23 protein-coding genes and 2 pseudogenes are annotated in these 23,157 nt (G+C 72.7%); 17 read left to right on the forward strand and 8 right to left on the reverse strand.

The features are described from left to right. Positions 1-357: 357 nt before the first annotated feature. Both A3IG_RS0126990 and A3IG_RS0126995 read right to left on the reverse strand, forming a co-directional pair. The gene (locus A3IG_RS0126990) at positions 358-561 is read right to left on the reverse strand and encodes a DUF5999 family protein (RefSeq protein WP_018386702.1); all 204 of its coding nucleotides are present in this window, start codon (positions 559-561) and stop codon (positions 358-360) included. 329 nt (positions 562-890) lie between these two features. Continuing rightward, positions 891-1,460, reverse strand: a complete 570-nt coding sequence (locus A3IG_RS0126995) for a hypothetical protein (protein WP_018386703.1) — start codon at positions 1,458-1,460, stop codon at positions 891-893. 553 nt (positions 1,461-2,013) lie between these two features. Here A3IG_RS0126995 and A3IG_RS0127000 point away from each other — a divergent pair. Continuing rightward, positions 2,014-3,507: a glutamate--cysteine ligase family protein gene (locus A3IG_RS0127000; RefSeq protein WP_018386704.1), complete on the forward strand. Its 1,494-nt coding sequence runs from the start codon at positions 2,014-2,016 to the stop codon at positions 3,505-3,507. Between the two features lie 79 nt (positions 3,508-3,586). After that, a complete protein-coding gene (locus A3IG_RS0127005) occupies positions 3,587-4,378 on the forward strand; it encodes a CPBP family intramembrane glutamic endopeptidase (protein WP_018386705.1) in 792 nt (263 codons plus the stop codon). A 30-nt stretch (positions 4,379-4,408) separates the two neighbouring features. On the opposite strand, the pseudogene A3IG_RS0127010 reads toward A3IG_RS0127005, so the two are convergent. Further along, positions 4,409-4,630 (reverse strand): annotated as a pseudogene (locus tag A3IG_RS0127010) (cation transporter); the annotation flags it as partial. Between the two features lie 5 nt (positions 4,631-4,635). On the opposite strand from A3IG_RS0127010, the pseudogene A3IG_RS35565 reads away from it, so the two are divergent. After that, positions 4,636-4,951: pseudogene (locus A3IG_RS35565) on the forward strand (cation transporter); the annotation flags it as partial. 155 nt (positions 4,952-5,106) lie between these two features. Here A3IG_RS35565 and A3IG_RS0127015 read toward each other — a convergent pair. Then, positions 5,107-5,442 (reverse strand): ArsR/SmtB family transcription factor, encoded by a 336-nt coding sequence (locus A3IG_RS0127015; RefSeq protein ID WP_018386707.1) that lies wholly within the window; start codon positions 5,440-5,442, stop codon positions 5,107-5,109. A gap of 59 nt (positions 5,443-5,501) precedes the next feature. Here A3IG_RS0127015 and A3IG_RS0127020 point away from each other — a divergent pair, with 59 nt between their 5' ends. After that, on the forward strand, positions 5,502-5,873 hold the full coding sequence (locus tag A3IG_RS0127020) for a DUF3703 domain-containing protein (RefSeq protein WP_211219471.1): 372 nt from the start codon (positions 5,502-5,504) through the stop codon (positions 5,871-5,873). Positions 5,874-6,590: 717 nt separating this feature from the next. Continuing rightward, positions 6,591-7,190, forward strand: coding sequence for a PadR family transcriptional regulator (locus A3IG_RS31535; RefSeq protein ID WP_407701043.1), 600 nt, complete (start codon positions 6,591-6,593; stop codon positions 7,188-7,190). A gap of 120 nt (positions 7,191-7,310) precedes the next feature. Here the strand turns inward: A3IG_RS31535 and A3IG_RS0127030 are convergent, their stop codons facing one another. Next, positions 7,311-8,018: a DUF4232 domain-containing protein gene (locus tag A3IG_RS0127030; RefSeq protein ID WP_018386710.1), complete on the reverse strand. Its 708-nt coding sequence runs from the start codon at positions 8,016-8,018 to the stop codon at positions 7,311-7,313. Positions 8,019-8,343: 325 nt separating this feature from the next. Between A3IG_RS0127030 and A3IG_RS0127035 the strand changes: the two genes are divergently transcribed. The 5 genes from A3IG_RS0127035 to A3IG_RS0127055 all read left to right on the forward strand — a co-directional run bounded on the left by A3IG_RS0127035 (position 8,344) and on the right by A3IG_RS0127055 (position 13,283). After that, a complete protein-coding gene (locus A3IG_RS0127035; protein WP_078500989.1) occupies positions 8,344-8,775 on the forward strand; it encodes an SSI family serine proteinase inhibitor in 432 nt (143 codons plus the stop codon). A gap of 57 nt (positions 8,776-8,832) precedes the next feature. After that, positions 8,833-9,489 carry a pyridoxine/pyridoxamine 5'-phosphate oxidase gene (locus A3IG_RS0127040; protein ID WP_026220712.1) on the forward strand — a complete coding sequence of 219 codons (657 nt, stop codon included), beginning with the start codon at positions 8,833-8,835 and terminating at the stop codon, positions 9,487-9,489. A gap of 227 nt (positions 9,490-9,716) precedes the next feature. After that, positions 9,717-10,427, forward strand: a complete 711-nt coding sequence (locus A3IG_RS34850) for a peptidase (RefSeq protein ID WP_201787479.1) — start codon at positions 9,717-9,719, stop codon at positions 10,425-10,427. A gap of 562 nt (positions 10,428-10,989) precedes the next feature. After that, on the forward strand, positions 10,990-11,928 hold the full coding sequence (locus A3IG_RS0127050; RefSeq protein WP_018386714.1) for a DMT family transporter: 939 nt from the start codon (positions 10,990-10,992) through the stop codon (positions 11,926-11,928). 104 nt (positions 11,929-12,032) lie between these two features. Continuing rightward, positions 12,033-13,283 (forward strand): GNAT family N-acetyltransferase, encoded by a 1,251-nt coding sequence (locus A3IG_RS0127055; protein WP_018386715.1) that lies wholly within the window; start codon positions 12,033-12,035, stop codon positions 13,281-13,283. A 38-nt stretch (positions 13,284-13,321) separates the two neighbouring features. Here A3IG_RS0127055 and A3IG_RS0127060 read toward each other — a convergent pair whose 3' ends face one another. Beyond that, the gene (locus tag A3IG_RS0127060; protein ID WP_018386716.1) at positions 13,322-14,020 is read right to left on the reverse strand and encodes a pyridoxamine 5'-phosphate oxidase family protein; all 699 of its coding nucleotides are present in this window, start codon (positions 14,018-14,020) and stop codon (positions 13,322-13,324) included. A 34-nt stretch (positions 14,021-14,054) separates the two neighbouring features. Here A3IG_RS0127060 and A3IG_RS0127065 point away from each other — a divergent pair, with 34 nt between their 5' ends. Continuing rightward, complete coding sequence (locus A3IG_RS0127065) at positions 14,055-15,401, forward strand: aminotransferase class I/II-fold pyridoxal phosphate-dependent enzyme (RefSeq protein ID WP_211219472.1); 1,347 nt, start codon at positions 14,055-14,057, stop codon at positions 15,399-15,401. Between the two features lie 17 nt (positions 15,402-15,418). Here the strand turns inward: A3IG_RS0127065 and A3IG_RS0127070 are convergent, their stop codons facing one another. Beyond that, positions 15,419-16,414, reverse strand: coding sequence for a DMT family transporter (locus A3IG_RS0127070; RefSeq protein WP_026220714.1), 996 nt, complete (start codon positions 16,412-16,414; stop codon positions 15,419-15,421). A 73-nt stretch (positions 16,415-16,487) separates the two neighbouring features. Between A3IG_RS0127070 and A3IG_RS0127075 the strand changes: the two genes are divergently transcribed. The 4 genes from A3IG_RS0127075 to A3IG_RS0127090 all read left to right on the forward strand — a co-directional run bounded on the left by A3IG_RS0127075 (position 16,488) and on the right by A3IG_RS0127090 (position 19,532). After that, a complete protein-coding gene (locus A3IG_RS0127075) occupies positions 16,488-17,387 on the forward strand; it encodes a LysR family transcriptional regulator (protein ID WP_026220715.1) in 900 nt (299 codons plus the stop codon). Positions 17,388-17,505: 118 nt separating this feature from the next. Continuing rightward, positions 17,506-18,174, forward strand: coding sequence for a phosphotransferase (locus tag A3IG_RS0127080; RefSeq protein WP_040912447.1), 669 nt, complete (start codon positions 17,506-17,508; stop codon positions 18,172-18,174). Between the two features lie 147 nt (positions 18,175-18,321). Next, positions 18,322-19,149 carry a HipA family kinase gene (locus A3IG_RS31545; RefSeq protein ID WP_018386721.1) on the forward strand — a complete coding sequence of 276 codons (828 nt, stop codon included), beginning with the start codon at positions 18,322-18,324 and terminating at the stop codon, positions 19,147-19,149. Further along, a complete protein-coding gene (locus A3IG_RS0127090; protein ID WP_018386722.1) occupies positions 19,149-19,532 on the forward strand; it encodes a DUF3037 domain-containing protein in 384 nt (127 codons plus the stop codon). The genes A3IG_RS31545 and A3IG_RS0127090 overlap by 1 nt, the downstream gene beginning before the upstream one ends. Positions 19,533-19,759: 227 nt before the next feature. Here A3IG_RS0127090 and A3IG_RS0127095 read toward each other — a convergent pair whose 3' ends face one another. Continuing rightward, entirely contained in the window at positions 19,760-20,377 is a 618-nt protein-coding gene (locus A3IG_RS0127095; RefSeq protein WP_018386723.1) for a TetR/AcrR family transcriptional regulator, read from the reverse strand. Between the two features lie 285 nt (positions 20,378-20,662). Between A3IG_RS0127095 and A3IG_RS0127100 the strand changes: the two genes are divergently transcribed. Further along, positions 20,663-21,709, forward strand: a complete 1,047-nt coding sequence (locus tag A3IG_RS0127100) for a phosphotransferase family protein (RefSeq protein ID WP_040912467.1) — start codon at positions 20,663-20,665, stop codon at positions 21,707-21,709. A 39-nt stretch (positions 21,710-21,748) separates the two neighbouring features. Continuing rightward, complete coding sequence (locus tag A3IG_RS0127105; RefSeq protein ID WP_018386725.1) at positions 21,749-22,984, forward strand: acyl-CoA dehydrogenase family protein; 1,236 nt, start codon at positions 21,749-21,751, stop codon at positions 22,982-22,984. The last annotated feature ends 173 nt before the right edge of the window (positions 22,985-23,157 follow it).

Raw genomic sequence — 23,157 nt, forward strand, 5'->3', positions numbered from 1 at the left:
CCCACCGGGGCGGGGTGCGAGGAGGTCGGGGCCGGTGTGGCATGGTCGCTGCGCCGGCCCCGTCGTCGTACGTCGTGGGCGTCGTACGTGGTCTTCGTACGCGGTGCCGTGCCGCGGGGGTGGGGCCCGCGTCGGCGCCGTGGTGCGGTGTGTCCGGGCGCCATCCGGGCGGTGCCCGGGGCCTGTGGTCCGCGCGGCTGGTCCGTCCGCGCGACTGCGGTGGTGCTGGGCCGGGCTCGCTGTTAACGGCGCCTTTCCGGCATGTGCCACGGAATTGGCTGCCGGATTACTACTTCTATCGTTCGCTGTTTGTGCGGCTCTGGATACCGCCCGTATCGGCGGTGGGGAGTTCCGCGGTCAGGCAGCGGTGACCAGCCCGGTGCCAAGCGGCCGGTGCGGGGCGATGATCTGCCCGTCGGGCAGCAACTCCCCGGTGTCCTCGAAGAGCAGGACGCCGTTGCAGAGCAGACTCCAGCCCTGCTCGGGATAGCGCGCGACGGTGTGCGCGGCCTCCCGGTCGGAGGAGTCTGCAGAGGGACACTGTGGCTGGTGCTGGCACATGGTGGGCGATGTCTTTCGGTGTGGTGTGGTGTGTGTGCGGCTCGATGAGGACTTCACGCCGCTTCCCCCGTTCGGAAACGATCTGACGCGTGGTGCGCGGGCGGGACTGCCGCCCGGTCCAGTGTTACCCCCCCGACTCGTTTACGCATGGAATATCGGTGAGTTGTTCCCCGGCTGTGAAGACGTAAGTCCATACATTAGCGGTTTCCCGAGGCCCGTTGATCCCTCCGGGCCAATTGCTCCGGCACGACGACGCCCGCCCGGGGCGGACGCGGGCGGGCGCGCTTGGCGGTCGGCTGGAAACGTCGAGTGCGGCGCCGAGGAGGAACTCAGACGGGGCTGGTGAGGAGTGCCGGGTCCGGGTGCGGGCGGGGACTGAGGGCCGGCAGCAGGTCGCTGGCGAGGTGTGGGCGGTGTGCGGTGATGCCGGGCGGCGCCGGGGCCAGCGGGACCAGCAGGTCGCCGGCGCAGTCCGGGGACGACTCCTGGTGTAGCCACAGGGCCAGCATGTACAGGGCCGGCACGGACAGCAACCTGGGCTGGTAGGTGGCCGGCAGGGCGTGTGCCTGGGTCAGCGCACGGAAGGTCGAGGTGGCGAAGGGGCCCTGGCTGAAGTGGGAGAACGCCCAGCCGTCGGCGGTCCTGAGGGTTTCCGCGGTGGCGACGGGGGTATCACCGGCGTTGATCAGGAAACGCCAGCCGATGCGGCGGGTGGTCGCCAGCGCCGCCGGGTGGGTCGCCGAGCTGGGCAGCACGTGCACCGGGTGCGGGTGGGAGGTGCTGACCGGCCCCGTGGTGCCGTGCAGGGCGGGTGTGGCGCGGGTGGCGGCGGGTGAGTCGAGGGCGGTGAGGACCGCGTGGAGCGCGGGATCGGGTGCTGGTGGAGTGTGCAGCGGCATGACGGATCGCCTCTCGCTGGGAGATGGGCGTGACGGGGAACGGACGACGCTGTCAGCGGACCCAGGCAGAACACGCGGGCCCCACGGGGCACGGGGTGGCGGATGCGCAACCGAGGGACGGTGGCATGGGGATCGCGTCCCGTGACCACGGCCTGCGCGCACCGTCGGGTGGGTCACGGAGTGCCTGCCTTCTTGCGAGCCGGAGTTTATACGACATTTGTTCCCGCAATGTTTCGATTACCCGGTTCTGAGGTTTCTGGCAAGGATATTTTCGGCCGTATTCATCGGGAGTGTCCGCGCGGGTTGAACCCGAGTTGCCCCCGGTGAGCTGACGCTTTACCGGAAGGTGCGCAGTCCGGTTCTGGTAGGTGCTTTCTGCCCGGAATGTGGCGGGAGGGGGTGCGAAGTCATGTCCCAGGAATATGCCTGAGGACTGAGCAAATGGCCGGGTCCCGCGGTGCCCGGGGATTGGTCGGGCCTTATGGATCTTTCCCCCTGGGCAGGATCTGGTGCACCGCGTCGAGGTGCGACCCAGGAGAAGGGGAGGGCTTCGGTGGGAGAGAAGGTCGGGGTCAGCTCGTTCGACCTCTCGGATCGGGAGCGGTACCGGCGCAAGTTGCGGTTGTGCATGTCGGCGTTGGAAAGGATGCTGCGGGAGAAGCGGTTCGACCGGCCACGGAACCTGATGGGCCTCGAGATCGAGCTCAACCTGGTGGACGGGGCGGGGATGCCGCGGATGGCCAACGACGAGGTGCTGGAACGAATAGCCAGCCGGGACTTCCAGACCGAACTGGCACAGTTCAACCTCGAGGTGAACATCGCGCCGCACCGCCTGTCCGGCCGGGTCTTCGACGAGTTGGCTGAGGAACTGCGCACCGGCCTGGCGTACGCCGACCGCAAGGCGCAGGAGGCGGGGGCGCGGATCGTGCTGGTGGGCATTCTGCCCACGCTGGGCGCCGGGGACGTGGTGCAGTCCAGTCTCTCCAGGGCGGACCGCTACAAGCTGCTCAACGACCAGATCCTGGCGGCACGCGGAGAGGACCTGACGCTGCACATCGAGGGCGTGGAGCGGCTGACACTCACCTCGGCGTCGATCGCGCCGGAAGCGGCGTGCACCTCGTTGCAGATGCACCTGCAGGTCACTCCGGGCCGTTTCGCCCAGGTGTGGAACGCCGCACAGGCCATGGCCGCGGTCCAGGTCGCGGTTGGGGCGAACTCCCCGTTCCTGTTCGGGCGGGAACTGTGGCGGGAGACCAGGCCGCCGCTGTTCGAGCAGGCCACCGACACCCGGCCGCAGGAGCTGAAGGCCCAGGGGGTCCGCCCGCTGGCGTGGTTCGGCGAGCGGTGGATCGACTCGGTCCTCGACCTGTTCGAGGAGAACGTGCGCTTCTTCCCGTCACTGCTGCCGATCTGCGACGACGAGGACCCCGAACGCGTGCTTGACGCCGGTGCAGCGCCCGCCCTGCGGGAACTGGCGCTGCACAACGGCACCATCTACCGCTGGAACCGACCCGTGTACGACGTGGCGGACGGGGTGCCGCACCTGAGGGTGGAGAACCGGGTGCTGCCGGCGGGGCCGACCGTGACCGACGTCCTGGCGAACGCGGCGTTCTACTACGGGCTGGTGCGCACCCTCGCCGAGGAGTCGCGGCCGGTGTGGACCCGGCTGTCGTTCGAGGCCGCCGCGGCCAACTTCCACACGGCCGCCCGGGACGGTCTCGGTGCCGTGCTGCGGTGGCCCCGCCCCCGGGGGAACGGCCTGGTGGACGTCCCGGTGGGACGCCTGGTGCGGGACGAGTTGCTGCCGATGGCGGCGGCCGGCCTGGACGCCTGGGGGGTGGAGCCCGTGGACCGGGACCGCTATCTCGACGTCATCGAGCAGCGCTGCGCAACCGGCATCAACGGGGCGGAGTGGCAGGCGCTGCGGTACCACCGGCTACGTGAGGGCGGCCGTCTGGGCCGGGCCGAGGCGCTGGCCGGGATGACCCGGCGGTACTGTGCGCTGATGCGGACCGGGGAGCCGGTGCACACCTGGCCGGTGGAGTGATCTGACGGCGCTGGGCCGAAGGCCCGGTGGACATCGGCCCGACCGGCACCCGGGAGGAACGTGCCGCGTTGGGAGAGGCGTGACCATCACTTCGCTGGAGAACACCGAGGACTCGGCCCTGACCCGCAGGACCAGGCGCGACGAGCTGGTCCTGGTGCTCGCCCTGTCGCTCGGCGCCAGTGGCCTGGCCGCCCTGATCAAGTTCGTCGGCTCGCTGACCAGGCCCGGCGGGCTGTCCAGCCAGGCGGCGACGTTGGTGGGGTCCAGGGCTCCCGGGCGGCCCTGGCTCGACCTGGCCTGGCAGCTCTTCGGGATCGCGACCGCGCTGGTGCCGGTGGCCCTGGTCGCGCACCTGCTGACCCGGGAGGGCACCTCACTGCGGGTGATCGGGTTCGACCGGCGCCGGCCCTGGTTCGACCTGGGGTGGGGAGCGGTGGTCGCGGCTGGCGTCGGCGGCACCGGGCTCGCGTTCTACCTGGGGGCCAGGGCCGCCGGGTTCAACCTGACGGTGGTGCCCGAGTCGCTGCCGGACGTGTGGTGGAAGATCCCCGTGCTCATCCTGTCCGCCATCCAGAACGCGGTCCTCGAGGAAGTCATCGTCCTGGGCTACGTGCTGCGCAGGCTGGGTCAGCTCGGTTGGTCCTGGCCGGCCACGGTCGCGTTCAGCTCGGTGCTGCGCGGTTCCTACCACCTCTACCAGGGCATCGGCGGCTTCGTCGGCAACCTGGCCATGGGAGTGCTGTTCTGCCTGCTCTACCGCAGGTGGGGGCGGGTGGGGCCGCTGGCGGCGGCACACGCCCTGATCGACATCGTGGCCTTCGTGGGCTACGCGCTGCTGGCCGGGAAGGTGAGCTGGCTGCCCACGGCCTGACCGGTCGCGTCCCGCGCCTGGCGTGCTCGGTCAGGTGCGGTGGTCGTGGCCAGATCGGCAGCCGCACGCGTCCGCCCCTGCGGCGGCGGACGGCGCCACGGTCGCGCTGGTGGGTGCGCAGCATCCCGTGCCCTGCCAGGCGTCGCGGCCTTCCTTGACGGCGATCGCGGCGATGACCAGCGCGGCGATCGGGTCGGCCCAGGACCAGCCGAGGGTCGCATTGAGGACCAGGCCCACCAGTAGCACGGCCGAGGGCCATTGAGGTCTCCTCTGCCGCCGCGGTCGCCTGGCAGTTCTCCGCCCGCGACCACGCGGTCCGCGAGGCCCGCGAGGCCCGCACCCTGCGGATCATCGCCGTCTCCTTCTTCGCGCTCGCCGCATACGTCTGCCTCGACGCCGTCCGCACGCTCACCGGCACCGGGCGGTCGGTCCCCGGCATCGTCATCGCCGCCCTCTCGCTGGCGATCATGCCTCCTGTCCGCCGCCCAGCGCCGCGCCGGGCGGGAACTCGGCTCCGCCTCCGCTGTCGCGGACTCCAAGCAGACGCTCCTGTGCACGTACCTGAGTCGAGTCCGAAGCCGATCAGGGCGGTGGAGGAGGCGAGGGCGCCGGTGGTGATGGCGGGCGACCGCCTCGATGACGTTGTAGGTGATCGTGGCCGTGACCAGCAGGCGTATTCGCTGGGCGAGGACGTCGCGGCGGGCCGGGCCCGAGCGACATCACGGTCATCAGCAGCATCCCTTGTCGTCGGCGTTGACGCACGTGCGGTCGGTGGCGACGGCCACCACGGCGTTGCGCAGGTCGTCCAGGGCGTGGCCGAGGCGGGGGTCGGCCAGTTCGTAGCGGGTGCGGCGGCCGTCGGGGACGGTGACGACCAGGCCGCAGTCGCGCAGGCACGCCAGGTGGTTCGACAGGCGGGTGCGGGAGATCCCCAGCGTGTCGGCGAGGTCGGAGGGGTAGGCCGGGGCCTCGCGCAGCGCCAGCAGCAGGCGGCAGCGGATCGGGTCGGCCAGCGCCCGGCCGAAGCGGGTCAGGGCGTCGAGGTCGGTGGCGAGGGTCAGCATGGACAAGACGATACACCGATGCTTGAATTCAGGAGATCCTGAACTATTGGAGGTCCGTCGTGCCCCGTCGCTCTCCGATGCCGCCCGCCTTGCTGGAGGCGTTCACCGCCGAGATGGCCGCGGCCCGCGCTCCGGGACCGGTGGCGCAACGGTGGCGGGCCGCCGAGCGGGCGCACATCCTGTCCCAGCCCTGGCCCTGGCCTCACGCCCGAACCCACGGGGTGATGCTCCGCCTCGCCCTGCGCGACCGCGACGTGCGCGAAACCGTCGGCCAACTGGTGCGCCTGGCCGTCGCCGCTCCCGGTTCGGCGGCCGGGAAGTATCCGGACGGCAACACCGGTCGCACCCGGGCTGGGCTCACCACCCCGATGCCCATCCCGGACGACCTCGCCGCTCTGCTCCGCGAAGCCGGCGTCGCACTGCGGCCGTAGGTCCCGATCCTCAAGAAACCTTCGTTCCCCGAGGACCACCCGGTGGGTCGCGGAAAGACCCCAGAGCCTTCAGTAACCCCTTCGAGAACCAGGGTGGTTCAAGAACCTCGGACCACCGTCTTCGGGCTGCTTGGCGTCTCCCCGGGCACCCTCCGACCACATCTCCGCCCCCCGGGAACTGCGCGCCGGCGCCATCCCCCACCCGCTCGAAGCTCCCACGAAGTAGGCATCCCCGGGGCAGGACCAACCTCACTGGGATCTCCGGTACCTCACCTCCTCACACCCCAGGCCAGTGCCTCCGCGGGGGCCGCGCGCATCGCACCCGGTTCTCCCTCGGCAACGTCCACCGCGGCTTCGGCGTCCGTATCGACCGGACCGAGCTGACCACGTTCGTCCGCGCGCCGCCCGCCGTCGAACGGGCGACTTCGGCCCCACGGAGGTCGCCGCCCTGAGCTCGCGGGCTGTCCTCGAACCGGCCCGTCACGCAATCCCGCAGCGGGCGCCGGCGATGCCCGTGCACCGCGTCCACATGCGTCAGCTCGGCATGCGGCTCTTCGTGATCAACCCAGCGGGTACAGCCCCTCAACACCCCCGGCCTCCTCGGCGGCCCGACTGGGTCCGCGGGGAGAACGACGCGATCGAGAGGGGCGGGACCCGGAGTGCGCCGTGCTGCCGCCGCTTGCCGTGCGACCTGTTCCGATATATCGTCGAGACATCGTGATAGTCATTGGAAGGGAAGGTGTACTCGTGCGTCACCGCAGACACGGATCGTGTGGGGAAGAGGGCCGCTGGGAGCGCAGGGCCGCGTTCGGGCCGTTCGGTCCCTTCGGGCCGCACGGCGGCTGGGGAGGGCCGCGAGGTCGTGGCCGAAGGGGGAGGGCGCGGCGCGGCGACGTGCGGGCGTCGATCCTGGCGCTGCTCACGGACCGGCCCATGCACGGTTACGAGATGATCCAGGAGATCGGGGAGCGCAGCGGTGGAGCCTGGCGCCCCAGCCCGGGCTCGGTGTACCCCACGCTCCAGCTCCTGGAGGACGAGGGGCTGATCAGCAGTGAGGAGTCGGCGGGCCGCCGGCTGTTCACCCTCACCGAGTCCGGGCGGGCCGAGGCCGCCGGCGGCCCCGAGGCCCCGTGGGAGCAGGCCGCCCAGGAGGGCGACTGGGAGTCGGTCCACGAGGTCAAACAGGCGGTCACCGGGCTCTTCTCCGCGTTCGCCCAGGTCATGTCGACGGGCAGTGAGCAGCAGCGGGACAAGGCGCTCGCCGTGGTCAACGAGGCCAGGAAGAAGCTGTACCTCATCCTCGCTGACGAGGACTGAACGCCCGGCGCCCCACGTCTCCGGGGCGGGGTGCGACCGGCTGCCGCGGGCGCCCGGCGGGAACGGCGCGGCGCCCGGGGCGAAGCGACCGCCCCGGGCGCCCGTCCGCGGGGCCGTCGGTCAGCCGGGCCCGGAGCCCGCAGCGAGCGGCAGCACCTCAAGACGTCCGGCCTGACAGACCGGCCCCTGGTCCCAGACGGCCTCCTCCTGGGAGTACGAGTCCGGCGGGGTCACCCGTACCCGGCGGGCCTCGGGCTGGCACGGCCCGGTCTCCGCGTCGCCCGCCCCCGGGACGGCGCCCCAGTGCAGTCGGGCCCAGGAACTGGCGCCCGGCGCCAGCACCAGTGGGCTGGCGGTGCGCGAGTGGTCCCGCACCACCTCGGTGGGCAGGGCCTCGCCGGCCCCGTCGAGCAACTGCATGCCGATGTACCCCTGGGTGCGGCAGGCGGTGTCCGAGCCGTTGGTGAGGGTGACCACGGCGTAGCGGTTGCCCGCGGCCGGGGACAGCGCGCGGAGTCGTAGGACCAGCCGGTCCGTGTCGCACCAGGGCGTGCCCGCCGGGCGGTCCGTTGGCGGCCGGGCCCCGGTGGGCGAAGAGGACGGGGCCCCGACCGGTGGGGACGGGGCGTCGTCCGGGTCGGCCTTCTGCGTCGGGGTGTTGGTCGCCCGTTGCTGCGGGGAGGCGGGTGCCGCGGGTGCCGACGGCGCCCGCGCGGCGTCGCCGGCCGGTCCCGACGCGGTGTCGTCATCGGAGCCGCAGCCGGCGGCGAGCGCCGCGGCTGCCACGACGGCGAGGGTGACGGGGATGGAGCGGAGATGACGTGTCACGGCGGTTGCTCCTTCCGTACTCCTGAGGTGCCTGACCTGTGGTCTGCCGACCCCCTGTCCCGGAGGGGACTCGGGCCGCGGCGGCAGGGCTCGCGGCGGTCGGGGCGGACGAAGCGTCACTCCTGAGACCCGCGGTCCCTCCGTCTGGTTTCCCACGGAGGGCTTCTTTGCTACTCCTTTGCCCAACTTCCGTGGGGCCGCCGCTCCTGGGGCGCCCGTGTCCACGCGGCCCTCTCACCCGATGAGGTGATCGTGCAGGGCTTCGCCGCCGCTGTTGCCGATACAGCCAGAGGCGGCGAGGGACCGCAGGATCAGGAGCGACGGCATGCGAGCGACGATGACGCGACGGATCCGCCAGGCAGTGGTGGCGGCCGTGGTGGGTGTGGTGACGACCGGGGTGGCGCTTCCCTCGACGTCCGCGGCCCGGGCACACGATCACCAGGGGCGACTGTGGTTGAGCGTGGTGCGCGGAGCCGACCCGGACGGGCACGAGCGGGTCTGGGCGGTGCTCACCTGCGGTCCTGACGGTGGCACCCACCCCGATGCCAGGGCCGGTTGCGACGCGCTGCGCGCAGTGGACGGCGACCTGACCGCGGTGGAGCCCACCAGCCGGTTCTGCACCAGGATCTACGCGCCGGTGATCGCTGAGGCGATGGGCACCTGGGACGGCCGCGCCGTGCGCTACCGCGCCACCTTCCCCAACCGCTGTGAGATGGAGGCCGGCACCGGCCCGCTCTTCGCCTTCGGCGACGCCTGAGATCGGAGCCGTCCCCGCTGTCAGTCACCCGTGCCACCATCGGCCAAGAGGAGGTGCGTGGTGGAGGTGACGGAGCTGCTGCGTGCGCGGCCGCCGGAAGGGCCCTTTCCGGAGTTCGACGTCGAGCGGGTTCCCCCGACGCCGGGGGAGTTGTTCCTGAGGTGGCTGGAGTGCGCCGTCCGGGCAGGTGTCCGAGTGCCCCAGGCGATGACGCTGAGCACCGCGGATTCCCGGGGACGCCCCTCGTCGCGGATGATGCTGCTGCGCGACCTGGACGTGGCCGGGGCGGGATGGGTCTTCGCCACCAGTTCGGCGAGTCGCAAGGGCCGGGAGCTGGCGCTGAACCCCTGGGCGGCGCTGTCGTCGTACTGGGCGGAGCAGGCCAGACAGGTCAGGGTCAGCGGTCGGGTCGAGGCAGCTCCCACGGAGGTGAGCGCACAGGAGTTCAGAAGGAGGGCCGAGGGCGGGCGGCTGTCGGCGCTGACGGGCCAGCAGAGCGCCCCGCTCTCCGGGCTCGGCGAGTTCGACGCGGCCGCCGAGCGGGCCCGGGCCCTGCTGGAACGACACCCCGAGGCGGTCGCGCCGCACTACACCAGGTACACGCTGCGCGCCGAGGAGGTGGAGTTCTGGCAGGGGGACGCCGGATGGCGCCATGTGCGGCTCAGGTACGCGCTGAGCGGGGGCCGCTGGGAGCGGCAGTTGCTCTGGCCGTGACCCGACCCGGGCTGTGGCTACCGAAAGCGGGGGCGCATCGTCGCAGGTGACGGCTCGTTCACCGCCACATGGGCCGCGGTCCGTGCGGAAAGACAGGTGAAGCACCGGTTCCGGCCGTATCGTCCTAGGGGATGAGAAGGACCGCATCCGTCCCGTTCCGAAGACGGATGCCGATATGCCCCGCGACGCGGATGACCCGCCCGCCGTGGGCTGATGAGGTGGGGAAGGTGCAGAGCTACACCCGTTCCGCCGACCAGCCGGAAGCCGGTCTGACCTCCATGCTCGCCGACGAACTGCGCTCGGCCATACTCGGTGCCCGACGGCGCGCCGCGCGGGACGCCGACCGCCAGGTGGACACCGCACACCTGCTCCACTCGCTGCTGGAATGCGATCCCGGGGCACGGGGACTGTTCTCCCCGCTCCAACTCGCCAGGCTGCTGGGGTACCTGGTCCAGCGCAGCATCGGGTTCGGGCTGCAGTGGCGGGCGTCGGAGGAGGCTCCCGGGCGTCCCTGCGCCGTGGCCCCGTCCGACACCGGGGCGGACACCACGGCCGGCCCGGCCGGCGGCCCGGCGAATCCCGACGGAGACGTCACGGCGGGGGCGCTCGGCATGGGTGAGGCCGTCGGGCTCGTTCCGCAGGACGTGCCCCTGCCCACCGCCTCCTGGAGCGACGGCGGATCACCGGCGCTCGGAGAGGGCGGCCTCCCCGCACGGGCACGGTTGGGCGTCGGCGGCTCCGCCTGGGGACACCCCGAGTTCAGCCCCGCGGTCGTCACCGCGCTACAGCGGGCGGTGCGGCGCGCACAGACCAGGGGCGCGGCCCTCGCCAACGGCGTGGACCTCCTGCACGCCCTGGGCGAGGACCGGGACACCCGCGCCGCTGACGTGCTGAGCTTCGCCGGCGTGGACCTGGCCGCGCTCAGCCCCGGGGGTTAGGGCCTGTCTGATAAATCCCGCCTGGGTCGTGGCGCCTGGCACGCACGCTCGCTGCGTTGTCGGGATCGTCCATGTACGCCCAGTACGAGGACGACCCTCCGCCTTGCGATCGCACGCACCAGACGCCGCGNCCCCCGCCCTCCGGGCGGACGGCGCCACTCATCAGACAGGCCCTGGGCCCTGTCTGAGACATCCCGCCTGGGTCGTGGCGCCCGGCACGCACGTGCCGCCAGGAGGTGCCGTCACCCGCCGGGAGCCCACGCCTGGGCCGGGACCGTCGGCCCGCCCCACGTGCTCACTCCCGGCGACCGTTCGAACCGGGTGCCGCGGTGGCCGCCTGAGGAGGCGTGGAACGTGGTTGCCCCGGCGGGTTCCCCCACCTAGGGTCCGATCATGCTGATCTCCCGCACCCACCGCCCGCTGCCGCCGCCCGCCGCCCGGTAGCGGGCGGCCCCACGGAAGACTCCTGCTCCCGCCGCGCGCCTCGAGCCGGCGGTGAGCGGTTCGGTGCTGCCCGCGTACGCGACCAGTCACCGATTCGCCTCTTCCGCGGGAGACCGTCTTGTCCTCTTCTTCTGCCCTGCCCGTCAGCCGGGGCATCCTCTACCTCGCAGCCGCCGCCACCTCCTGGGGCACCGCCGGTGCGGCTGCCGCCCTGCTCTACCGCGGCAGCGACCTCGGCCCCGTGGCCGTGTCCTTCTGGCGCCACCTCGGTGGTGTGCTGCTGCTCCTGCCCCTGGTCCGACCGTCCCTGTGGGCCGGGGGACGGCACCGCGCCGACCACGGTGGCCGGACCCCGCGTCGAAGGGGTGACCGGTGCCACGCGCTGGTCACCGGCGTCGCCATGGCGGTGTTCCAGACCGGCTACTTCGCGGCGGTGGCGGCCACGGGGTTGGCCGTGGCCACAGTGATCACGCTGGGCAGCGGCCCGGTGCTGATCGCCGTCGGCGCCCGGATCACCGTGGGGGAACGGCTCGGCTCCGGCGGCACGGTCGCCGTCCTCGGGGCGTTGGCCGGGCTCGGCGTCCTGGTGCTCGGCGGGGGAGCGGCGTCGGTCCGCCCCGCGGGGGTCGCCCTGTCCCTGCTCTCGGCCGGGGGGTACGCCGTGGTCACCCTGCTGTCCCGGGCCAGGGGCGCGGCCGGCGCCGACCCGCTGCGCATCGCGCTGGCCGCGTTCGGGGTGGGCGCCGTCTGCCTGTTGCCGCTCGCCGCGGCGGAGGGACTGTGGCCGGACCACTTCACCACGGGTTCCACGCCGGTGCTGCTGGTGTACCTGGCGGCGGTGCCCACCGCGCTGGGATACGGGCTGTACTTCGCCGGACTGGCGGTGGTCCGTGCGGCGACCGCCTCGGTGATCACCTTGGTGGAGCCGGTCACCGCGGCGGTGGTCGCGGTGGTCGTCCTGGGGGAACGCCTGACCCCGGCCACGGTGGCCGGGACGTCCGTGCTGCTGGTGTCCATCGGCGTCCTGGCCGTGGCGGAGGCCCGCCACCAGAGCTGACCCCGTGTGGGGACCTCCAGGAGCCGTCCGGCGGGTCGACGCCGGGTGCTGCCCACGAGGAATAACCCCTCGCGCGGTGTCCTGTCATCCGTTACAAAGATCCGATGTCCGACACCTATCTGCTGCGCCCGGTTCGCGACGACGAGTTCCCGACCTGGGCCCGGGCCATCGCCAACACCTACGGCCTGGACCTCTCCGACGAGAACCTGGCCGAGCGACGAGCAACCATCGAACTGGAGCGCACCATAGCCGCGTTCGAAGGCGATGTGCCGGTGGGCGGCACCGCGGCATACGGTCGTCTGCTCACCGTGCCCGGGGCCGTGCTTCCGGTGGCGGGCGTCGCCTGGGTCGGTGTCGCCCCCACCCATCGCCGCCGCGGCATCCTCACGGCGATGATGCGAAAACAGCTCACGGACCTGCACGAGAACGGAGGTGAGCCGATTGCCGCGCTCTATCCCTCCGAGGCGGCCATCTACGGCCGGTACGGCTACGGTCCCGCGGCCCGGGGAGCCGAGCTGCGGTGCGAGAAGCGCTCCATGCGCTTCCGCGAGGACACGGACTTCGGAGACGGAGGCATCCGTCTCCTGGACCGTGAGGAGGCTCGTCCCCAGATCGAGAAGGTGTACGAACAGGTGCGTGTCGGCTCGGTCGGCTGGCCCGACCGGGCCGACCGGTTCTGGGACGCGCGCCTCGCCGAGGGGCCGCGGGCGAGCGGGGGCGTCAGCGCCCTGCGGTACGCCGTGCACGGGGAACCCGGTGGCGGGGCGACCGGGTACGCGCTGTACCGGCTGAGGAACGAACGGGACGTCTTCGGCGCCAACGCGAGCGCGGTGCAGGTCGTGGAGCTGGCAGCGGTCTCCCGCCAGGCGTACGCCGCACTGTGGCGCTTCCTCGCCGGGATCGACCTGATGCCGTGGATCGAGTACGAGGGGGCGGTGGACGAGCCCCTGCCGCACCTGCTCGCCGACCCTCGTGCCGTGCGCTCGACCGAGGTGGACCGCCTGTGGGTGCGCCTCGTCGATGTGGACCGGGCACTGGCCGGACGCCGCTACCTCACGGCGATCGACGTCGTCCTGGACGTCCAGGACGACTTCTGCCCGTGGAACACCGCCCGCTTCCGGCTGCGGGCCGACGGGCACACGGTCCGTTGCGAGCGCACGGGTGCTCCCCCCGACCTGCGGCTGACTGCGGCGGAACTGGGTGCGGCCTTCCTCGGTGGCACGACCCTCGCCTCACTTGCGAGCGCCGGACGCGTGCGGGAGCTCCGGCCGGGCGCACTGGCTCGCGCGTCGGCCGCCTTCCGCGGCAGCGCGGAACCCTTCTACCCAGGAGGCCGCGGCTTCCCCACCTACTGAACCCCCGTTCCCCGGAGGCGCGGGCGGCTGGGCCGCCGCTACCGCCCGGCTCCGTTCCGCGGCCCGCCCCCGGCGAGGTAGTGGGGCAGCGGAACGGTGGGGTCGAGGTCGTCGGCGGGTATCGGGACGCCGAAGCCCGTGGTGACCGGAAGGACGCCGGACCAGTGCGGCAACGCCAGGTCCTCGGGCTCGTCATGGGGACCACCGGTGCGTGCCTTGGCGGACACCTCCCGCAGGTCGAGCCGGATCACCGCGGTGGCGGCCAACTCCCGTGCGTCGCCCGGGCGGCAGTCAGCGGCGCGCCCGGCCAGGACGCCGTCGACCACCGCGTCCAGCGCCAGGGCGCGTTCGGCGGGGTCGGTGACCTGGTGGGCGTGCCCGTGCACCACCACCGAGCGGTAGTTGACGGAGTGGTGGAACGCGGACCTGGCCAGGACCAGGCCGTCCACCAGGGTCACGGTGACGCACACCGGCAGTCCGTCGTCCCGTTCGCCCGCGCCCCGCAGCGGCCGGCTCCCGGTCGAGCCGTGCAGGTACAGCCTGTCCTCCACCCGGGCGAAGAGCGTGGGCAGGACCACCGGGCGGCCGTCCTCGGCGACGAAACCCAGGTGGCACAGGAAGGTGGAGTCGAGGATCTGGTGGACCAGGGTGCGGTCGTAGCTCGCCCGTTCGCGGCTGCGGGTGGGGACGGTGCGTTCGGTGGGCTGGTAGGCCCCCTTGAGGGTTTCCTCCGACATGACACCTCAATTGCACTAGTGCATAATGTTTTTTGTGCTAGGAGAATATCGGATTCGCGGTCGGGGCGCAGCGGAGATCGCCGCGGACATCGAACGGGCCGTGGGAGAGGGGACGTTGATGCCCGGACAGCTCCTGCCGCCGCTGCGGACGCTCGCCGCCGACCTGGGGGTCAACCCGAACACCGTGGCCACGGCCTACCGGCGGCTGCGCGACCGGGGAGTGGTCGAGACCGCCGGCCGCCGGGGGACCAGGGTGCGGTCGCGGCCGGCCAACACCCCCCGGGACGAGGCGCGGCACGACGTTCCGGCCGGGGCGCGGGACCTGGCCACGGGTAACCCCGATCCGGCGCTGCTGCCGCCGCTGGACGCCGCCCTGGCCGCCGCCGCCCGCGCCGCGGCCCGCCCCACGCTGTACGGGGAGCCCGCCGTGCTCCCGGAGCTGGAACGCCTCGCCCGGGCCGCGTTGGACGCCGACGGGGTGCCCGAGGGCCCGTTGGCGGTGACCTCCGGTTCGCTCGACGCGATCGAACGGGTACTCAGGGCCCATCTGCGCCCGGGGGACGCCGTGGCCGTGGAGGACCCCGGCTGGAGCAGCCTGTTGGACATCGTCCCCGCGCTGGGGCTGCGCCCGGTACCGGTGCCCCTGGACGACGAAGGGCCGTTGCTGTCCGGTGTCACCCGGGCTCTCGCCGGGGGCGCCCGTGCCCTGGTGGTCACCGCCCGCGCACAGAACCCCACCGGGGCCGCCGTCACCGCCGCCCGCGCCGCCGCGCTGCGGGCGGTCCTCGACAGGTACCCCGGCGTGCTGCTCGTCGAGGACGACCACGGGCACGGCATCGTGGACGCCCCGCTGAACCCGCTCGCCGCGCGCCCGATGCGCGCCGGGGCCGCGGGGAGCTGGGCGTTCGTCCGCTCGGTGGCCAAGGCGTACGGCCCCGACCTGCGACTGGCCGTGCTCACCGGCGACCCGTCCACCGTGGACCGGGTGCTCGGGATGCACCGCCTCGGCCCGGGCTGGGTGAGCCACCTGCTGCAGAACGCGGTGGTCCACCTGTGGCGGTCCGGGGCGGTGGACCCGGAGCGGGTCGCCGCCCGTTACGCCGCCCGCCGTGACGTCCTGGTGCGCGCCCTGGCCGCCCGGGGCGTGCCGGCGTCGGGCTGCAGCGGGTTCAACGTGTGGGTGCCCGTGCCGGACGAGACCGCGGTGGTGGTGCGGCTGTCGCACGCGGGCTGGGCGGTGGCGGCCGGGGCCGGGTTCCGGCTGGCCTCCCCGCCCGGGGTGCGGATCTCCGTTTCCCTGCTGCGCCCCGAGGAGGTCACCGCGCTCGCCGACGCGGTGGCCGCCGCCCTGCGGCCGGCCACCGCCGGGCGGCACGCCTGAGCGGCGCCCGGGCCCGGTCAGCCGCGTCGGTGCTGGGCCAGGGCCGCGCCGACCAGGATGACCGCCGCGCCCACCGGCAGGTTCCAGGTCAGTCGCTCGTCGAGCAGCAGGACGCCGGCCGCGGTGGCCACGATGGGCATCAGGTAGGTGACCATGGTGCCGATGGTGGCGCCGGCGTCGCGCACCAGGCTGTGCTGGAGCAGCAGCGCCAGGCCGGTACCCACGGCACCCAGGCAGAGCACGCTGAGCGAGGAGTCGACGGGGAAACGGGTGGGCGGCTCGGTGAGGAGCAGCACCGCGACGGTCAGCAGGCCGGCGGCGATCAGCAACTGGGCGGAGGTCATGGACAGGCTCGACAGGCCCCGGCCGGAGAGGAAACGTCGCACGTAGGCCCAGCCGACGGCGTAACAGGAGGAGGCCAGCAGCGCCATCGACGTGCCGCCGGCGTGTACCCCGGCGAAGCCCTGCCAGGCCCCGAGGACGACCATGACCCCGGCGAAGCCCAGCACCATGCCGGTGACGCGTCGGCGGGTGGGCCGTTCGTCCCGCAGCGCCACCAGCGCCACCAGCAGGCCGAAGAGCGGGGTGGTGGCGTTGCAGATCCCGGCGAGGGTGGACGAGATGTGCAGCTCCGCGTAGGCGAACAGCGAGAACGGCAGCGCGCTGATGAGGATCGAGGTCACCGCCAGGTGTCCCCAGGTGCCCAGTCCCCGGGGCAGGGACTCGCCCCGCAGCAGCAGGGCGGCCAGGAGCACCACGCTCCCGAAGGTCACCCGGCCCACGGTCACCTGGAGCGGTGCGAAGCCCTCAGTTCCGATCTTGATGAAGAAGAACGAGAAGCCCCATATCACTCCGAGGACGACGAACTTCAGGCGCCAGTCCCGCAGGTTCCAGCGGGTTGTCCGGCGCGGTGGGGAGGTGTCGCTCGGTTGGGCCGAAGTGGGGCTCGGGGCGGAGGGGCGGTCGGAGGGCTGGGCAGGGGGCGACGCCGGCGGGGACGCGGGAGGGGTCATGGCGTCAGCCTGGTGAATGCCAGTGAGTAGAACAAGTTAATAATATTACCGAGCACTGTGTAGCATCACTGAGATGTTGAATCTTGAGCGACTTCGGGTGCTGTACGCCGTGGCCAGACACGGCTCGATCAGCGGCGCGGCCGAGGGGTTGCACGTCACCACCTCCGCGGTCTCCCAGCAGATCGGGAAGTTGGAACGGGAGACCGGCCAGCAACTGCTCACCCGCAACGGGCGCGGGGTGCGGCTGACCGACGCGGCCCGTGTGCTGGCCCAGCACGCCGGGCGCATCCTGTCCCAGATGGAGGCCGCCGAGGCCGACCTCGAGGCCCACCGGGGCTCCGTGGTCGGGGACCTGGTCATCGGTGCGTTCCCCACCGCGGCCCGCGGTCTCGGCCCCCGTGCGCTGAGCACCCTGAGCCGGGACCACGGCCGGCTGCGGGCCAGCCTGTACGAGATGGAGCCGGACGAGTCGCTGCCCCGGCTGCGACGGGGAGACGTCGACGTCGCCATCGTCACCGACTGGGCCAACGCGCCGCTGGCGATACCCCAGGGGCTGGCCAGGAGTCGCCTGTGCGACGACGTCGTGGACGTGGCCCTGCCCAGCGACCACCCGTTGGCCGGCAACGATGCGGTCGAACTGCGGCAGCTCGCCGGTGAGTCCTGGATCTGCTGGCCCAAGGGCGCGTTCTGCCAGGAATGGCTGATCCTGACCCTTCGCGCGCAGGGCGTCGAGCCCCGGGTCACCCACACCGCGGCCGAACACCCCACCCAACTCGCCCTGGTCGCCGCCGGACTCGGGGTCGCCGTGACGCCCCGGATGGGCCGCGGCCCGGTGCCCGGAGGAGTGCGGGTGGTGCCGGTGGTGCGCGCCCCGTTGACCCGCCACGTGCACGCGGCCTGGCGGGCCGACGCCGCTGGGCGCCCCTCCATCCGCGCGGTGGTGGAGGCGTTCCAGGCCGCCGGAGCGGGATGAGGCCGACGGACCCCCCGGGGACGTGGCCGCCGGGGCCGGACGACGGGGAACCAGTGCCCCGACAAGGCAGTGCTCCCGCCTGTTGGCGGCCGGTGTGCCGCCGGTCCAGACTGTCCGCATGGAGTTGATCGCGCGCGGGCGGGACGCTGACGTGTATGCCCTGGACGAGTCCCGGGTGTTGCGGCGTTATCGGCGGGAGGGGCCGACGGAGCAGGAAGCGCGGTTGATGTCACACCTGGCGGCCTGCGGGTATCCCGTGCCGAAGGTGTACGAGGTGACCCGTACCGACATGGTCCTGGAACGGCTGACCGGGCCGACGATGCTGGAGGTGCTGTCCCGGCGCCCGTGGCGGGTCGGCTCCCTCGGTCGGACGTTGGGCCGCCTGCACGACCGGTTGCACGCGTTGCCGGCACCGAAGTGGCTGCCGCAGCGGTTCGCGACGCCGGGTGACGACCGGGTGCTGCACCTGGATCTGCACCCGGGCAACGTGATGCTGACCCGGCGGGGCCCCGTGGTGATCGACTGGCGCAACGCGGGCGCTGGTGATCCCGCTGCGGACGTGGCGATGACCATGGTGACCGTCGGTGGCGCGGACGTCCCCGGACTGGCCGTCCGCCTGGGGCGGAGCCTGCTTGTGCACAGCGTGCGCAGGGGCTGTCGGACCGATCCCGCGGGACGTATCGGGGAAGTGGTCGAAGCCAAGCTGGCCGACCCGAACCTCACGCCCGCGGAGGCGGCGTGGCTGCGGCGTCGCGCCGGCGGCCGGACCGGGAAGCCGGACTGCTGATCGGTGGCCAGGGCGTGCGTTCGTGGGGTCGGTGAACGCCTCCCGGCCCCACCGGATCGGGGCCCGGTCCACCGCCCTGCGCCACCACGGCCCCCGACGGCCCGGCCACCGGGCGAACGTCGCCTGGTGCGGCACTAGGCTGGGCCGATGCTGACCGAGGTGACGGCGACCCGCTATGTCACGCCCCTGCGCGAGGGCGGATCGCTCCCCGGCATCGTCGAGGCCGATGACCTGGGGACCTATGTGATGAAGTTCGTCGGCGCCGGGCAGGGCCGCAAGGCCCTGGTGGCGGAGGTGATCGCGGGGGAGCTGGCGCGACGGCTGGGGCTGCGGGTGCCGGACCTGGTGCGCATCCAGCTCGACCCGGTGATCGGCCTCGGCGAACCCGACCAGGAGGTGCAGGAGCTGCTGAAGGCCAGCGGCGGCCTCAACCTGGGCATGGACTACCTCCCGGGTTCCCTCGGCTTCGACCCGCTGGCCTTCCAGGTCGACCCGGCCGAGGCCGGGCGGGTGATCTGGTTCGACGGCCTGGTGGGCAACGTGGACCGCTCCTGGCGCAACCCCAACCTGCTGGTCTGGCACGGTGACCTGTGGCTGATCGACCACGGCGCCACCCTGATCTGGCACCACAACTGGCCCACCGCCCCCGCCTCCGCGGCCAGGCCGTACGCCGCGGACGACCACGCGCTCGCCACGTTCTCCCCGGATCTCGACCACGCCGAGGCCACGCTCTCCCCGCTGGTCACCGAGGAACTGCTGCGCGAGGTGGTGGCGCTGGTCCCGGACGAGTGGCTGGCCGACGAGCCCGGGTTCACCACCCCGGACGCCGTCCGCGACGCCTACGTGGCCAGGCTCCTGGACCGGCACCGCGCCCGGGACCAGTGGCGGCCCCGCATCCCGACCGACCTCTCCCAGGCCCCGAGGACGCCGCGCGCCAGCAACGCGCCGGAATGGCTGAAGGGATCGACACGCTGATGGCCGAGCGCCACGTCTTCGAGTACGCGTTGCTGCGGGTCGTGCCGCGGGTGGAACGCGGCGAACTGATCAACGCCGGGGTACTGGTCTACTGCCGGGCGAGGAGCTTCGTCGCCGCCCGCACCCACCTGGACGAACAACGCCTGCGCTGCCTCGACCCCGCGGTGGACGTGGCCGCGGTGCGGGCGGCGCTGTGCGGGGTGGAGGGCGTCTGCCACGGGGGTCCCGAGGCGGGCAGGGCCGCCGATGACGAACCGGGCCGGAGGTTCCGCTGGCTCACCGCGCCGCGCAGCACCGTGGTCCAGCCCGGCCCCGTGCACACCGGCCTGACCACCGACCCACGGGCCGAGGTCGAACGGCTCCTGGACCTCCTGGTGCGCTGACACCTCCACCCCGGCCGGGGCCGGCCGCCACGGTCGGCTCCGGCCGGGGTCTTCCGAACCGGGTGTCTCCGCTTCCCCGTTGCGCAACCGCCGGACCTCCACGGACTTCCGGCGCCGCCGGCCGCGAATTCCCCGGGGAACTGTTTTCCGTGAATCCACGGGAATTCGAGGAAGCCGTCCGGAGAATCGGGAAAGTGCTGGAGGGCGTGACGGCGTCCGTTTCACCGTCAGGGGCGCTGGACCGCGATGCCGTTGAGGAACATCTCCGCCAGGCCCTCCCCGATCTGTCGGGGGCGCAGCGCCCCGTCGGAGCGGTACCAGGTGCCGAGGTGGTGCACGGCGCCGAAGAAGTGGTGGGTCGCCAGGTCGGGGCTGATGTCGGCGCGCACGGAACCCTCCCGCTGCCCCTCCGCCACCAACGCCCGGAACCGCTCGTGGTACCGCCGTCGCTCCGCCCGCACCTGCGCCCTGATGTGCGGGGCGAGCAGGTGCAGGGAGTGCATCAGCACCACGCCGTCGTCCAGGTGCGCCAGGGTGCTCACCACCACGTCGGCCGTGGCCTCACGCAGCCGCTGCGCCGCGGTGCCGGGACCGTCGGCGATCCGCTCCAGCGACCTGGTCTGGAGGCCGAGGAGCCGGCGGTAGATCTCCCGGATCAGGTCGTCCTTGGACGAGAAGTAGTGGTACATCGCGCCCTTGGTGACCCCCGCGGCGTCCACGATCTCCTGGACCGAGGTCCGTTCGAAACCCTGGGCGGCGAACAGCCGGGTGGCGACGGCGAGCAGCCGGTCGGGCACCGGGGCGCCGTCCGCCGCGCCGCGCCCGGACGTGCGCGTGGTCACCATGTGGCTCGCCTCCTCCACCGCCGGGCGGGGGTCGGCGACGTCCTGCCGGCCCGAAACGCAACATACCAGTGGGTCGGTCACCGTTGAAGGGTGCGGAAAACGGCCCGACGGTGGCGTTGACACCCGCCCTCGATGCTCCTACGGTTTCCGCTGTCGTCACATTACCGACTGGTAGTTCGGTGCGTGACATACCAGTTGGTCGGTCGCGTGCACCTCGCGGCGCAGGGTCCGGAGAACGTCGCCGACGACGGGCGTCGCGCCCGAGGGGCGCGGGAGAGGTCGCTGATGGAGTCACCCGAGGCGAAGGGCCTGCCGGGCCTCGACCTGGACGCGTTGGGCACCTGGCTGAACACCGAGCACCCAGGGTTCCTCGAGGGACCGCTCCGCGGCGAAGTGATCTCGGGAGGCAGGTCGAACCTCACGTACGCGATCGGCGACGGCACCCACCGCTGGGTGCTGCGCCGGCCACCCCTGGGACACGTACTGGCCACCGCCCACGACATGGGCCGCGAGTACCGGGTGATCTCGGCGCTGGCCCACACCCCGGTCCCCGTGCCCACCACCCACCTGCTCTGCCAGGACCCCGGGGTCATCGGGGCGCCCTTCTACCTCATGGAACACGTCCCCGGTCAGGTGCTGCGGAACGCGGGCCAGACCGCCCGGCTCGGCCGGGACCGGGCGTGTGGGCTCGCCGAGCACCTGGTGGACGTGCTCGCCGTGCTCCACGGCGTCGATCCCCACGAGGTGGACCTCGCCGACTTCGGACGCCCCGACGGGTACCTGCACCGGCAGGTGGTGCGCTGGGGCAAGCAGTTGGCGGCGTCGCGCAGCCGGGAGACCCCGGACCTCGACGCCCTCCGGGAGGAACTGCTGGACCGCGTGCCGAGCAGCCAGCGCTCCGGCATCGTCCACGGCGACTACCGGCTGGACAACGTGGTGGTCGGCGACGACGACCGCATCAACGCCGTGCTGGACTGGGAGATGGCCACGCTCGGTGACCCGCTCGCCGACCTCGGGCTGTTCCTGGTCTACTGGGACGTCATCCGCGAGCTGGTGCCGGACAACCCGGTGGCCGCGGGCGTCAGCGACGCCGCAGGCTTCCCTCCCGGGCACCGCCTGGTGTCCCGGTACGCCCGGTTGACCGGCCTGGACCTGGACCCGCTGCCCTGGTACGTCTCCCTGGGCTGCTTCAAGCTGGCGGTGGTCGCCGAAGGCATCCACTTCCGCTACCTGCGGGGGCTGACGGTGGGGGAGGGGTTCGAGCGGATCGGGGCCATGGCCGCGCCGCTGGCGTCCCGGGGCCGCGCCGTCCTCGCCGCGAAGGACCACTGACCCGTTCGAGTCACAGGCTCCCCCCAGAAGGGTCCGCTCATGGAGTTCGCACCCGACGCCCGCACCGAGGAACTGGCCGAGCGCCTGCACGCGTTCATGGAGGAGCACGTCTACCCGGCGGAACCGGTCTTCGCCGAGCAGGTGGCCGAGGCCCGGCGCCTGGGCGGGGGCTGGTCGCGCCCGCCCGTGACCGGGGAGCTGAAGGCCCGGGCGCGCGCCCTCGGACTGTGGAACCTGTTCTTCACCGGCTCGCGGGGTCCGGACGAGCCGCACGGCGCCGGCCTCAGCAACCTGCAGTACGCTCCGCTGGCCGAGATCACCGGCCGCAGTCCCGCGCTCGCCCCGGAGGCGCTGAACTGCGCGGCCCCGGACACCGGCAACATGGACCTGCTGGCGGAGTTCGGCACCCCGCAGCAACGCGAGCGCTGGCTGCGGCCCCTGCTGGAGGGGGAGATCCGCTCCGCGTTCTGCATGACCGAACCCGACGTCGCCTCCTCGGACGCCACGAACATCACCACCCGGATCGACCGGGACGGCGACGAGTACGTGGTCAACGGCCGCAAGTGGTGGTCGTCGGGAGCGATGGACCCGAACTGCGCGCTCCTCATCGTGATGGGCAGGACCGACCCGGACGCGGAGCGGCACCGTCAGCAGTCCATGGTCCTGGTGCCGCGGGACACCCCCGGGGTGTCCGTGCGCCGCCCGCTGACGGTGATGGGCTATGACGACGGCCCGCACGGCGGGCACGCGGAGGTGGAGTTCACCGACGTCCGGGTGGGCGCGGACCAGCTCATCGGCGAGCCCGGGTCCGGCTTCGCCATCGCCCAGGCACGACTCGGCCCCGGTCGCGTCCACCACTGCATGCGGTTGATCGGGATGGCCGAGAGGGCCCTCGAACTGATGTGCCGTCGGGTGATCGACCGGGTCGCCTTCGGGGGACCGCTCGCCCGACAGGGGGTGATCCAGGAGTGGATCGCCGAGTCCCGGGTGCGGATCGAGCAGGCCAGGCTACTTGTGCTGAAGACGGCGTGGCTGATGGACACGGTGGGCAACCGGGGGGCCCACACCGAGATCCAGGCCATCAAGATCGTGACACCACTGATGGCCGAATGGGTCATCGACAAGTCGATCCAGGCCCACGGCGCGGCGGGGCTGTCCCAGGACTTCCCCCTCGCCCACCTCTGGGCGAGCGCCCGCACCCTGCGGCTCGCGGACGGTCCGGACGAGGTGCACCGCAGGTCCCTGGCCCGCCGTGAGCTGAGCAGATACCGCTGACCCACCGAACCCGTCGGGACGACACCCGCGCTTCCGCCGCGGCCGACCGTCACGGCACCCGACACGTCCGGGGCCCGCAAGGTAGCGAACCCCGGCCCGCGGAGCACGATCCACGGAACCCGAACCACCACCGCGGTCCGCCGGTACGGCGAGGACCACGCAAACGAGGAGGC

The organism is Wenjunlia vitaminophila DSM 41686, from assembly GCF_000380165.1.
Lineage (GTDB): Bacteria > Actinomycetota > Actinomycetes > Streptomycetales > Streptomycetaceae > Wenjunlia > Wenjunlia vitaminophila.